Source organism: Janthinobacterium glycogeni (assembly GCF_051380725.1).
GTDB lineage: Bacteria > Pseudomonadota > Gammaproteobacteria > Burkholderiales > Burkholderiaceae_D > Janthinobacterium.
In genome coordinates this window covers 168,781-181,351 of sequence record NZ_JBNYXP010000004.1, presented here as the reverse complement: position 1 = coordinate 181,351, position 12,571 = coordinate 168,781, and the positions used below count along the sequence as shown (strand labels likewise).

Genomic DNA, 12,571 nt, shown 5'->3' with positions numbered 1-12,571 from the left:
GAAACTATCATGCCGCCACGGCACACCCGCTTCCCCGCCCCACTGCTCGGCCTGTGCCTGCTGGCCGCCGTTTCCACCGCCAACGCCGCCATCTATGCCGAACGGGGCTTTGGTGAAAGGGATGGCAACGGCAGCATCGCGTCCGACCTGAACCCGGCCGGCCTGGTGGCCGGCATCATCATGGAAGAAGAAGGACGGCGCCGCGCAGTGACGTACCAGCATGGCCGCCTTCGCGAGCTGGGCACCCTGGGCGGCGACGAGGGTTTCACCAAGGCCATCAATATCCATGGCGTGGTGGTCGGTTCGGCGCAAACGGCCAGCGGCGCCTGGCACGCCTTCCGTTACGACGCGGCGGGCGGCATGCGCGACCTGGGCACCCTGGGCGGCACCAGCAGCTATGCCACGGCCATCGCACAAGGCGGCCAGGTGGCCGGCTATGCCGATACCAGCGCCGGCGATTTCCACGCCTTTGTGACAAAAGCCGACCACAGCCTGCAAGACCTGGGCACCCTGGGCGGCGCCAGCAGCTATGCCAGCGGCCTGAACAGCCATGGCGTGGTGGTGGGCACGGCCCAGCGCGACGATGGCTACCGGCGCGCCTTCGTCTACCACCCCGGCGCGGGCATGCGGGAAATCGGCACCCTGCCCGGCGGGCGCATCAGCTCGGCCACCGCCATCAATGACGCAGGCCTGATCGTGGGCGCCTCGGAAACGGCAAAGCGCCGCTGGCACGCGTTTGCCTGGGATGGCAAGCGCATGCTCGACCTGGGCGCCATGATCGGCCAGGGCGACAGCTACGCCACGGCCGTCAACGCGGCCGGGCACGTCGTCGGCAGCGTCAACATCAACGGCTTTGAACCGATGACCTTTGTCTACAAGGAAGGCGTGATGACGGTGCGCCGCCGCGACGACGGCCTGTACCTGACCAACAAGATCACGGACGCCGGCCTGGTGGTGGGCGCCGTCTACACGGGGCATAAATTCCAGGCCTTCGCCGTGCCCTCGCAAGCGTCGCCGGCGCCGCCGCGCCGCAACCCGCTGGACTGGCTGGTCATCACCTTCCTCATCTCCGCCAGCGGCGTGGCGCTGTACCAGCTGCGGCGCCGTCACCGCGTCGGCGTGACGGGCCAGCGCATGCATTTTCTGTAAGGCGACGCCGGGGACGGGCGAAAAAAAAGAGGCTTGCGCCTCTTTTTAAACATACTCAACAACTATCGCGACACCTGACAGAACCGTAGCGAGCGGAAGTGAATGGTGGCCGAGACGCGGAACTGTACTTTAGTACAGTGAGCATCGCAGGCCGCAAGTCACGACGCGCAGTAGGTTCTGACAGGTATCTCTAGTTTTGCGTCAGGAAGGTTTTCAGCTTGTCCGAGCGCGAAGGCTGGCGCAGCTTGCTCATGGCTTTCGCCTCGATCTGGCGGATGCGCTCGCGCGTCACGTCGAACTGCTTGCCCACTTCTTCCAGGGTGTGGTCGTTCGACATTTCCACGCCGTAACGCATACGCAGCACTTTCGCTTCGCGCGGCGTCAGGGAGTCCAGCACTTCCTTGATCACGTTGCGCATCGATGCGTGCAGCGCGGCGTCCAGCGGCGCCAGGGTCGTGTTGTCTTCGATGAAGTCGCCCAGTTGCGAATCGCCATCTTCGCCCATCGGCGTTTCCATGGAAATCGGCTCTTTCGCGATCTTCATGATTTCGCGCACCTTGTTTTCCGGCATTTCCATCTTGACGGCCAGGGTCGCCAGATCCGGTTCGCTGCCCGTTTCCTGCATGATCTGGCGCGAGATACGGTTCATCTTGTTGATCGTTTCGATCATGTGCACCGGCACGCGGATGGTGCGGGCCATGTCGGCGATCGAACGCGTGATGGCCTGGCGGATCCACCAGGTGGCGTAGGTCGAGAACTTGTAGCCGCGGCGGTATTCGAACTTGTCGACGGCCTTCAGCAGACCGATGTTGCCTTCCTGGATCAGGTCGAGGAATTGCAAGCCGCGGTTGATGTATTTCTTGGCGATCGAAATGACCAGGCGCAAGTTGGCGACCGTCATTTCGCGTTTCGCGTGACGCGCGCGCTTTTCGCCGGCAGCCATCTGTTTGTTGATCTTGCGCAAATCCGCCAGCGGCAGGGCAACGCGCGCTTGCAGGTCGATCATCTTCTTTTGCAGTTCCTTGACGGCAGGCACGTTGCGGCTGAGGATGGCGCTGTACGGGTACTTGCAATCGACTTCGCGGTCGACCCATTCCAGGTCGCATTCATTGCCCGGGAAGACCTTGATGAAGTGGGCGCGCGGCATGCCGCATTTGTTCACGCACAGTTCCAGCACGGCGCGCTCGATGTGGCGCACTTCTTCCATCTGGCCGCGCAGGGTGTCGCACAACTTTTCGACGACCTTGGCCGTGAAGCGGATGCCCAGCAATTCCTGCGAAATGGCTTCCTGCGCCTTGATGTAGGCTTTCGAGTTGTAACCCTCGGGCGCCTTGCGCATCTTGTCGTACTGCGTCGAAATGACGTTGAATTTCTCCAACGCATTCTTTTTCAGCTGGGCCAACTGCTCGCTGGAGAAACCGGCCGCGCCGCCGTTGGCGTCGCCGTCTTCTTCCTCGGCTTCCTCTTCCTCTTCCTCGTCGTCACCGCTGGCAGCGACGGGCGCGGCGGCAGCGGCAGGCGCCGGGGCATTGCTTTCGTTCAAGTCGACAAAACCGTCGACCACTTCATCGACCTTGATTTCGTCGCGCGCGATTTTTTGCGACAGGGCGACGATTTCACCGATGGTGGTCGGGCAGGCGGAAATGGCCTGGATCATATCCTTCAGGCCGCCTTCGATGCGCTTGGCGATCTCGATCTCGCCTTCGCGCGTCAGCAGCGCCACGGCGCCCATTTCACGCATGTACATGCGCACGGGGTCGGTGGTGCGGCCGAAGTCGGAGTCGACCGTCGACAGGGCCGTCGCGGCAGCCGCTTCCACTTCATCGTCGCTGGTGACGGTGGCGACGTTGTCAGTCAACAACAGGCTTTCCGCGTCAGGGGCGCGCTCGTAGACGGCGATGCCCATGTCGTTGAAAGTGGCGATGATGCCTTCGATCGCTTCCGGATCGATGATGTTTTCCGGCAATTGGTCATTGATCTCGGCATAGGTCAGGAAACCGCGTTCCTTGCCCATGTTGATCAAGCCCGTGATCTGCTTGCGGCGGCGTTCCAGGTCCGCTGCCGAGGCTTCCGGATCGCCCAATGCGTCCGCCAGGCCGCCCTTGGCCTTGCGGTCGCGCGCTTTCGATACGGCCTTCAGTTCGGCGCGCTCGACGGCGTTCAGTGCTGCCACTTCATCGTTTTCCGGCGTGAATTCGCTCGGCTTGCGGCCACGGCGGCCCGGCACCTTGACGGTCGGCAGGAAGTAATTCGAGGTATCGATGGCGGCCAGGGCATCGGCGTCCGTGGTCTTGCTGACCACTTGCGCACCGGTGATGATGGTCACGGGCGCCGCCTCAGGCTTGGCGCGCACGACTTTCGCGCGGGCTGCCGTCACCACCTTGTTCGTGGCGGCGCTTTCGCTGACCTTGCGCGGCGCGGCCGGGGCCTTGGCGCCAGGGGCGACCTTCACGCTTGGCGTTTTGGCCGGTGCCGCTTCGGCTACCTCGGCCGCTTCGGCAACGGCTTCGACAGCCGCCACTGGCGCTTCGGCAGCCGCGTCGGCCGGCGGCACGGCGGCCAGGCGCGAGCGGCTTTTCTTCACCACGGTGACGACGGTGGGCGCCGTCGTGACGCTGGCTTCCGGATTCGCTTGCGCATTATCGATGAAGTAAGATAAAGTCGTTTTGGGTACGGCAAGTGGCGCCGCGGCTGGGCGTGGCGCCTTGGCGGACAACGTTAAAGTTTTTGGCGTATTCTTCATGAGATATCTCTTAATGCGAGACCAGATGGTGTCGGCGCGAAGTGAATGATTCCACCTAAGCCTGCGAAACCGGACTCGATGGAGCGTATTGTTGCGGCTGCCGTGTTAACGGCAGCGGCGCCTGTCTATCGGGACGTTCAAAGCCCGCGCATCCGTCATGAGGAGCGGCGGGGCCGAAGCCGGGTCAGATAAATAAGCGATGTACATTGCGGAATGAAAAAAAGCCCGTACCAGAACGGGCTTGAATCTATTGTTGTTCAGTGAAGACACAGCGGAGAGCAAGATTATGCACGAAGGCCAGTTATCTGGATAATTGATAAGCAAAATATCTGATATCAAAAATATCAATAATGATGGCCCTGCACCGCACTGCTCCTATCCCCTGCACACCTGAGCCAGACCATCAAAAACGGGGTCCAGTCATCAGCGCAAGCCGACATTATACACATTTCCCGTATTTCGCGCTGTGTCCGCTGTAGCGCGAAGCCGCTTATCGCAGGTCAAGTTGCCAAAAAAGACAATGCACTTGCCTGTGGCGCGTGCTATGCTCCCCTTTTATAGCCCAACCAATGATGTCGATGACCAGCTCCACGCCAGACCAGCAAGCCACCACTCCTGACACGCCAGTCGATGCAGCCCCAGCGGCGGCACCGGCCGCAGCGACCACGCCGGCGCCTGCCGGCCTGACCGCGCGCGCCCTGCTGAAACAGTTCCAGGAGCAATTCCCGCCATTCCGCGATTGCCTGCCCTTGTCGATCGGCATCGACAAGCAGATCCTGGCGCGCCTGCCGGACCTGGACCGCAAGCTGATGCGCACGGCGCTGGGCATCCACACGGGTTCGCTGCGCTACCTGCGCGTGATGGAAAAGGCCAAGGTACGCTACGACCTCGACGGCACGGCCGGCGCGGAAGTGACGCAAACCCACCGCGACCACGCCACGCAAGTCTTGCAGCAACGCTTCAAGAAGGAAGCCGAGCGCAAGAAAGCCGAGCGCGACGCGGCGGCCGCCGAAGAAGCGAACCGCTTGCGCCTGGAAAAACTGAATCAGCTGACCGCGAAATTCTCGCGCAAAGGCTGATCCGGTTTCATGGACACAGCTGCCGTACCGCCACTCCCCCCGTATCAAGGCATCGCCCTCGACCACGTCAAGCTGGTACGCACCAGCGATGAGGCACAGGCGGCCATGGCCGCCCTGCTGGCAGCGGACGCCATCGGCTTCGATACGGAATCGAAGCCGACGTTCGTCAAGGGCGAGTCCTCCACGGGGCCCCATCTGATCCAGCTGGCCACCGACGACATCGCCTACCTGTTCCAGGTGGGCAGCACGCCGGCGCCGGCCCTGGCCGAACTCAAAGCCATCCTCGAATCGACCACTACCCTGAAAGTGGGCTTTGGCCTGTCCGACGACGTCAAGCGCCTGCGCAACAAGCTGGGCATAGCGCCGGCCCAGGTGCTCGACCTGTCCGTCGCCCTGCGCGGCGGCCAGCGCAACGACCTGGGCGCGAAGACGGCCGTGGCCAAGTTCTTCGGCCTGCACCTGCAGAAATCGAAAAAGATCTCCACCACCAACTGGGCCACCTCGCGCCTGACGGAAAAGCAGATCCTGTATGCGGCCGACGATGCGCAAGTGGCCCTGCGCGTGTACCGCCGCTGGATCGCCGAAGGCGGCAAAGTCACGCCGCAAAAAGCCCCGCGCGCCAGCACGCCGCCCGCCCCGCCGCCTGTCGCCGCCTGAGCCGGCGCGCCGTCTTGCAGCATGAGCAAGAGCAAGTCCATCGGCACCACGCTTGACGGAACAGGCGCTGGGGCGCGAACTGCCTGCGTCCTACGCGCAATGGTTATTGGTCAACAATGGCCGCGCGCTGGGCGCCTTGTGCGTGTTTCCCGTCTACGACGCGGCCAACGCGCGCAAGACGTGGGAATCGATCACGCGCCATTACCGCGAAGGCTGGCAGGAATGGCTGGAGAATGCGGGCGCAGGCGACGAAGCCCATGCCCTGCTGCCCTTTGCCCAGTTCGGCACGGGCGATTACTATTGTTTTGACTATGCGCAAACGGGGTCATCGGGCGAGCCGGTAGTCGTGCTGTGGTCGCACGAAACAGGGGCTGCCAGCACGGTGGCGCCCGACTTTGCTTCCTTCCTGACACTGCCCGGCCGCCCGGGCTGAAACCCGGCGGCCGGCGCAGCCTTATTTAACGAGGCGCAAGGTCAGGGGATAGCGGTACGTGACGCCGTTGCTGGCTTTCACAGCCGCGACGATCGAGCACACCAGGTTGGCCAGCGCCACGATCCAGAACAGGAACAGGCCGATCAGCACGAACGACAGGATGAAGCAGGCGAAATACCAGATGATCAGGGTGATCTGGAAATTGAGCGCCTCGCGGGCGTTCTCGGCCGAGAATTTATCCGCATCGTCTTTCTTGATCAGGTAAATGATCAGCGGCGCCACCCAGCTGGTGAACAGGCCGCCAACGTGGGACAGAATGGCCAGCGTCGTATCTTGCGTACGACCCGGTTCCGGCAGCGTGTTATCCATTATCATTCCCATCATTAGTTATAGATACTTCAATATAACAGCAATATTTCCTTTTGGAATGAAACACTTGCTGGCGCAAGGACTTTTTTTCATGTGCCGCTTGCCGCCATCTGCGCCAGCTGCCCCAGGGTGGCGATGGCCTCTTCCAGTTGCGGGCTCCACGGGTGGCCATAGTTGAGGCGGATGCAGTGGCGAAACGCGCGCGTGGCGGAAAAGATGGGGCCGGGCGCGATGCTGATGCCGGCCGCCAGCGCGCTGCGGTGCAGGGCCAGCGCATCGATGCCCGTCGGCATCTCCACCCAGACGAAATAACCGCCCTGCGGCCGCGTCACCCGCGTGCCGGGCGGAAAATGCACGGCGATGGCTTGCAGCATGGTGTTTTGCTGCGCCGCCAGGGTCAGGCGCAGCTGGCGCAAATGGCGGTCGTAGCCGCCCTGCGCCAGGTAATCGGCCAGCGCCATCTGCAGGGGGATGGGCGCCGACAGGCTCGTCGTCAGTTTCAAGCGCTCGACCTGGCGCGCATAGCGGCCCGCCACGGCCCAGCCCAGCCGGAAACCGGGTGCCAGGGTCTTGGAAAACGAGCTGCAATGCATGACGAGGCCCGCGCTGTCGTGGCTTTTCGTCAGGCCCGGACGCTGCTTGCCGAAATACAGCTCGCCATACACGTCATCCTCGATCAGCGGCACGCCATGGCGCGCCAGCAATTCGACCAGCGCGCGCTTCTTTTCCGGCGGCATCAGGCTGCCCAGCGGGTTCTGGAAACTCGTCATCAGCCAGCACGCCTTGGGCCGGTGGCGCTGCAGCAATTCCTCGAGCGCGGCCAGGTCGACGCCGTCACGGGGGCTGGTGGCAATTTCCACCGCCTTGAGTTCCAGCCGCTCCAGCGCCTGCAGACACGCATAGAAGCTGGGCGACTCGATCAGCACCGTGTCGCCGGGCCGCGTGACGGCTTGCAGGCACAGGTTCAGCGCTTCCAGCGCGCCATTCGTGATGACGATGTCGTCGCTGGAAACGGGCACGCCGTCGAGCTGGTAGCGCAGGGCGATCTGGCGTCGCAGCTCGGCATTGCCCAGCGACAGATCCGTGACGGTGCTCCACGGGTCGAGGCGGCGCATGCTGGCCGACACGGCCCGCGCCAGCCGTTCCATGGGGAACAGCTGCGGGCTGGGAAAGGCCGAACCGAAGGGCACGATATCGCGCGCGCCCGCGGCGCCCAGCACTTCGAACACGAGATCGCTGACGTCGACGGTGGTGCTGGCGTCGAGCGGATGGGAACTGTCCGGCTCGGGCGCCAGCGCGGCGCGCTGCGGCGCCACGTAATAGCCTGAGCGGGGACGCGAGACGATCATGCCGCGCGCTTCGAGCAAATAATACGCCTGGAACACCGTCGATGGGCTCACGCCCCTGCGCGCATGCTGCTGGCGCACGGACGGCAATTTATCGCCAGGCAACAACAACTGCGTGGCTATCATGGCGGCGACTTCTTCCGCCAATTCCTCATATCGTTTCAACCCTGCTCCTCAAACTGATCCGTAGTTTTATTGCACAACTGATCCTGTCACAGTGACAGCACCCGTTATATGCTAGGGTAACAACATCCGGGCAGCAACACCGGCACGCCATAATCGACCGACGAGACAGGTTACTTTTCCATGCAACTCTCCATGCTACTGCATTCCCCCCTCGTGCCGGTGCTGACCCTGGCCCTGGCCGCCGCGCTGCCCGGCACGGCGCTGGCCGCGCCCGCCGCCATCTCCGCCAGCCACGACAGCCTGGAACAGCGCATCAAGGCGTGCACGGCCTGCCATGCGCCAAAGGAGCGCCACGACGCCTTCTTTCCCCGCATCGCCGGCAAGCCTTCAGGCTACCTGTACAACCAGCTGCTGAACTTTCGCGAGGGACGGCGCCAGTATCCGATGATGAACTACATGGTCGAGCACTTGCCCGACGATTACCTGCGCGAAATCGCCGAGTATTTTGCGGCGCAGCACCCTGCCCCGCCGCCGGCCCAGCCCAGCGGCGCCGGCACGACGGCCCTGGAACGCGGCAAGCAGCTGGTGCTGCATGGCGATGCGGGGAAGAAGATTCCCGCCTGCATCGCCTGCCACGGCCAGCAGCTGGCCGGCGTGGCGCCTGCCATCCCCGGCTTGCTGGGCTTGCCGCGCGACTATATCAACGCCCAGCTCGGTGCGTGGAAGAACGGCGTCCGCCGCGCCCACGCGCCCGACTGCATGGCGCAAGTGGCGCAGCGCCTGTCGGACGCGGACGTGGGCGCCGTCTCGGCCTGGCTGGGCACGCAAGTGGCCAGCGCCGACGCGCGCCCCGCCAGCGGCATCGCCGTGCCCCTGCCCCTGCATTGCGGCGGCGTGCCGGGCTCCCATGCGCAGGTGGCGCCATGAAAAAATGGATGATCGCGATTGCCGGCGCTGCCATCGTGGCGGCCGGCGTCAAATTCCTGCTGTGGCCGGCGGACGACATGGGTCCGCCCACCGTGGCCAGCACCCTGAGCCAGGAACAGCTGGTCGCGCGCGGCGCCTATCTGGCCAAGGCGGGCGACTGCATGGCTTGCCACACGACGCGCGGCGGCGTGCCCTACGCGGGGGGACGGGCCTTGCAGACGCCGTTCGGCAAGGTGCTCTCGCCCAACATCACGGCCGACAAGGAAACGGGCATCGGCAGCTGGACGGCCAACGATTTCTGGCGCGCCATCCACAACGGCAAGTCGAAAGACGGCCGGCTGCTGTATCCGGCCTTTCCCTACACCAGCTACACCAAGGTGCGGCGCGAAGACAGCGACGCCCTGTATGCGTATTTCCAGAGCGTGCCGCCGCACAAACAGGCGAACGCGCCGCACGCGCTGCGCTTCCCCTACAACCAGCAGATTGCGCTGGCCGCCTGGCGCGCCTTGTATTTCAAGCCGGGCGTGTACCAGCCGCTGACGAGTAAAAGCATGGAATGGAACCGCGGCGCCTACCTGGTGCAGGGCCTGGGCCACTGCAGCGCCTGCCATAGCAGCCGCACGACCCTGGGCGGCAGCGACGACGGCCTGTCGGGCGGCCTGATCCCCGTGCTGGGCTGGTATGCGCCGTCGCTGACGTCGGACGCGGAAGCGGGCCTCGGTGACTGGGACACGGCGCATATCGTGGAATTGCTGCAAACGGGCGTGTCGCCGCGCGCCACCGTCTTCGGCCCCATGGCGGAAGTCGTGCGGCAAAGCCTGCAGCACATGGAGACGAGCGACGTGCAAGCGATGGCCGTCTACCTGAAAAGCCTGCCCGGCCCGGCGCAGCCCGCACAACGGGCGCCGCGCGACACGTCGGAGCAAGCCAGGCAGCAGCTGGCGCTGGGCGCGAAACTGTATGAAGCGCAATGCGCGAGCTGCCACCAGGCCGACGGCAAGGGCGTGCCGCCCGGCTACCCGCCGCTGGCCGGCAACCGCGCGCTGACGACGGCATCCGCCGTGAACGCCATCCGCCTCGTGCTCAACGGCGGCTTCGCGCCCGGGACGGCAGGCAACCCGCGCCCGTATGGCATGCCGCCGTTCGGCCCCGTCATGGATGATGCGGAAGTGGCCGCCGTGGTGACCTATCTGCGCGCGTCGTGGGGCAATGATGCGCCGGCGGTGTCGGCGCTGGAGGTAAACAAGTACCGCAGCGTGCCGCTGGAGTAGAGCCGTTTGACGATTATCTCAAATTGAGATAATCTGTACATCACGATATCACTTCGTCACGGCATCGCTTTGACATATGCGCATCGTCGCCAACAAGGCTTTGATGGATTTCGCCAGAAAACACCCCCTGGCGGGCGAACCCATGCAAGCGTGGCGCAAGATCATCGAATCGCGGCCGTTTGCCAATTTCGCCGTGCTGAAGTCGACATTTAACGCCACCGATTGCGTCGGTGATTACTATGTTTTTAATATCGGCGGCAACAAGTACCGGATCATCGCCGCGATTCACTTTAATCGCCAGCTGCTATTCATCCGGGAAGTATTGACGCATAAGGAGTACGACGCATGGCAACCCTGATGCATCGTGAAATGATTACGGAAATCACTGTCCACTATCAAGCCCTGTCCAAGCTCGTTCCTCTGCAGGCAATTCCTGATGCGGCCGCTTATGAACAGGCTGTCAGCGTATTGCATCATCTGTTGGATGCCGGGGCGGCTGATGAACAGCATCCGCTGGCCGGTCTGGTTGACAGTATCGGCCGGCTGATCGGCGACTACGATCAGGAGCATTTTCCGCCTGCCGCCATCTCGCCTGCCGCGACACTGCGCCTGTTGATGGAACAGCATGCGCTGACGCAATCCGACCTGCCGGAAATTGGCACCCAGGGCGTCGTCTCTGAAATACTCAGCAGCAAGCGAGCATTGAATGTGCGGCAGATCAAGGCCCTGACACAACGGTTCAATGTTCCCGCCAGTGTGTTCATGGCGTAAGCCAATAAAAAAACCGGCCAGCGCCGGTTTTTTCACGTCAAGCAGCTGTTCTCAGCGGAACTTGCTCTTGTGACCCGTCTTCAGGTCCAGCGCATAACGCACGCCGTTGTCCGTCAGCATGACTTCATCGGGCGGCTCTTCGCCGGCCAGGGCGCCGTCGATCAGGGGCAAGCCTTCGCCCTTGCGCATCAGGTCGTCGCAGCGCTCGTACACGTTGACGCACCCCGTGGACGCCATCAGCGATTGCACGATGGCCACTTTCCACGCATCGACGCCGCCGGCGTTGAATTCGCAGATCAGATAGCCTTGCACGCCGCCAAACAGCTGCACCACCAGGCCCGGCAAGCCTTCCTCTTCGCCCTTGATCAGGGTCAACAACTGGTTCTCGCCCGCCTTCTTGATGGCTGGCAGTTTTTTCTCGATGGCGGCCTTGACCCTGCGCTTGATCAGCGCGTGGTCGACCGGTTCGTCTTCCTTGAAGCTCCAGATGCGCGCGCGGATCTGCGACTTCGAATTGTAGGCGGCGCGGGCGATAAATTGTTTCGAAGAACTCTGCACGATGGCCGTCGAACCAGGCTTCATTTTTTCCTGCGGCTTGCCTTCGACTTTTTCAATCGCGGACGCGTAAATCCACGATTGGCCCAGCAAGCTCTTTTCCTTGCCCTGTTTGATGGTGATGATCAGCATGTAATTCCAGTAGTGTGAGCGGCGCGTGCCGCTCGTCGTATGTCCAATACCGGCATGATACCTCATGCCATCCTGTCGCATCCTCGCGCATTCCATGCCACCACTGGCGCAGTCTGTCGCAGCGCGCTACGCAGGCGCGGCCGGCTGGCCTACCATGCCTGCAGTCCAATTCAAAACAGGGAGCAAGAATGACACCGACACTTTTCCACCGCCGCCGCGCCAGCGCCGCCACCGCCCTGTTGCTGGCCGCCTGCGCGCTGGCCATCCCGGCCGCGCCAGCGCTGGCCTCGCCGCTCGACTGGATTTCCGGCAACAACATCCAGGGCAGCGGCAAGCTGCAAAAGCAGACGCGCGAAGTGGGCAGTTTCCATGCCGTGGCGCTGAACGTGCCCGGCACGGTCGAACTGCGCATCGGCAACACGGACAGCATCACCATCGAAGCCGACGACAATATCCTGCCGCTGATCGAGACGGCCGTGGAAAACGGCACCTTGCGCATCCGCCCCGCCAAGCGCAATACCAACTTCCGTCAGAGCAGCCTGACCATCGTCATCCAGGCGCGCCAGGTGGAACGCGTCAGCGTGGGCGGCTCGGGCAACATCACGGCAACGGGCTTGCGCGCCGAGAATCTGCGCTTCGACGTGGGCGGCTCCGGTTCCATCGACGCGCGCGGCCTCGACAGCCGCCAGGTGGCCGTGGCCATCGGCGGCAGCGGCAACTTCAAGGCCAGCGGCAAGACGGAGCAGCTGACGGCGTCGATCGGCGGCTCGGGCAATATCCAGGCGGGCCGCCTGGCCGCGCGCGAGGTGCAGGTAAGCATCGGCGGCTCGGGCGAGGCCACCGTGTGGGCGAAGGATGACCTGAGCATCAGCATCGGCGGCTCGGGCGAAGTGAGCTACTACGGCGATCCGCGCATCAGCCGCAGCATGCAGCGTTCGAGCAGCATCAAACGCCTCGGCAACGCACCGAACTGATCGATCAGAATGCAAAAAGCCCGGAGCGATCCGGGCTTT

At 63.4% G+C, this 12,571-nt stretch carries 13 protein-coding genes; 9 read left to right on the top strand and 4 right to left on the bottom strand.

The features are described from left to right. The first annotated feature begins 9 nt into the window (after positions 1–9). Complete coding sequence (locus ACQ4W4_RS11735) at positions 10–1,149, top strand: HAF repeat-containing protein (RefSeq protein WP_436542159.1); 1,140 nt, start codon at positions 10–12, stop codon at positions 1,147–1,149. Between the two features lie 190 nt (positions 1,150–1,339). Here the strand turns inward: ACQ4W4_RS11735 and rpoD are convergent, their stop codons facing one another. Next, the gene (rpoD, locus tag ACQ4W4_RS11730) at positions 1,340–3,892 is read right to left on the bottom strand and encodes an RNA polymerase sigma factor RpoD (protein WP_436542158.1); all 2,553 of its coding nucleotides are present in this window, start codon (positions 3,890–3,892) and stop codon (positions 1,340–1,342) included. A 569-nt stretch (positions 3,893–4,461) separates the two neighbouring features. Here rpoD and ACQ4W4_RS11725 point away from each other — a divergent pair. From ACQ4W4_RS11725 to ACQ4W4_RS11715, 3 genes are read left to right on the top strand one after another with little or no spacing between them, the layout of a single operon-like run. Next, a complete protein-coding gene (locus tag ACQ4W4_RS11725) occupies positions 4,462–4,971 on the top strand; it encodes a ProQ/FINO family protein (protein ID WP_034758713.1) in 510 nt (169 codons plus the stop codon). 9 nt (positions 4,972–4,980) lie between these two features. Continuing rightward, entirely contained in the window at positions 4,981–5,628 is a 648-nt protein-coding gene (locus ACQ4W4_RS11720; RefSeq protein ID WP_436542157.1) for a 3'-5' exonuclease, read from the top strand. A gap of 52 nt (positions 5,629–5,680) precedes the next feature. Next, a complete protein-coding gene (locus ACQ4W4_RS11715) occupies positions 5,681–6,061 on the top strand; it encodes an SMI1/KNR4 family protein (RefSeq protein WP_436542156.1) in 381 nt (126 codons plus the stop codon). 21 nt (positions 6,062–6,082) lie between these two features. On the opposite strand, the gene ACQ4W4_RS11710 is transcribed toward ACQ4W4_RS11715, so the two are convergent. Both ACQ4W4_RS11710 and ACQ4W4_RS11705 read right to left on the bottom strand, forming a co-directional pair. Then, on the bottom strand, positions 6,083–6,430 hold the full coding sequence (locus tag ACQ4W4_RS11710; protein WP_436542155.1) for a DUF4870 domain-containing protein: 348 nt from the start codon (positions 6,428–6,430) through the stop codon (positions 6,083–6,085). Positions 6,431–6,519: 89 nt separating this feature from the next. Next, entirely contained in the window at positions 6,520–7,941 is a 1,422-nt protein-coding gene (locus tag ACQ4W4_RS11705; RefSeq protein ID WP_436542154.1) for an aminotransferase-like domain-containing protein, read from the bottom strand. A 153-nt stretch (positions 7,942–8,094) separates the two neighbouring features. On the opposite strand from ACQ4W4_RS11705, the gene ACQ4W4_RS11700 reads away from it, so the two are divergent. The 4 genes from ACQ4W4_RS11700 to ACQ4W4_RS11685 all read left to right on the top strand — a co-directional run bounded on the left by ACQ4W4_RS11700 (position 8,095) and on the right by ACQ4W4_RS11685 (position 10,871). Continuing rightward, positions 8,095–8,829 (top strand): c-type cytochrome, encoded by a 735-nt coding sequence (locus ACQ4W4_RS11700; RefSeq protein WP_436542153.1) that lies wholly within the window; start codon positions 8,095–8,097, stop codon positions 8,827–8,829. Next, positions 8,826–10,100, top strand: coding sequence for a c-type cytochrome (locus ACQ4W4_RS11695; protein WP_436542152.1), 1,275 nt, complete (start codon positions 8,826–8,828; stop codon positions 10,098–10,100). The genes ACQ4W4_RS11700 and ACQ4W4_RS11695 overlap by 4 nt, the downstream gene beginning before the upstream one ends. A 76-nt stretch (positions 10,101–10,176) precedes the next feature. After that, complete coding sequence (locus ACQ4W4_RS11690) at positions 10,177–10,458, top strand: type II toxin-antitoxin system HigB family toxin (protein WP_436542151.1); 282 nt, start codon at positions 10,177–10,179, stop codon at positions 10,456–10,458. Further along, a complete protein-coding gene (locus ACQ4W4_RS11685) occupies positions 10,446–10,871 on the top strand; it encodes a helix-turn-helix domain-containing protein (protein WP_326457249.1) in 426 nt (141 codons plus the stop codon). The genes ACQ4W4_RS11690 and ACQ4W4_RS11685 overlap by 13 nt, the downstream gene beginning before the upstream one ends. A gap of 51 nt (positions 10,872–10,922) precedes the next feature. Here the strand turns inward: ACQ4W4_RS11685 and ACQ4W4_RS11680 are convergent, their stop codons facing one another. Next, positions 10,923–11,558 carry a class I SAM-dependent rRNA methyltransferase gene (locus ACQ4W4_RS11680; protein ID WP_436542150.1) on the bottom strand — a complete coding sequence of 212 codons (636 nt, stop codon included), beginning with the start codon at positions 11,556–11,558 and terminating at the stop codon, positions 10,923–10,925. A 188-nt stretch (positions 11,559–11,746) separates the two neighbouring features. Here ACQ4W4_RS11680 and ACQ4W4_RS11675 point away from each other — a divergent pair, with 188 nt between their 5' ends. Continuing rightward, positions 11,747–12,532, top strand: a complete 786-nt coding sequence (locus ACQ4W4_RS11675) for a head GIN domain-containing protein (protein WP_436542149.1) — start codon at positions 11,747–11,749, stop codon at positions 12,530–12,532. Positions 12,533–12,571 lie beyond the last annotated feature (39 nt).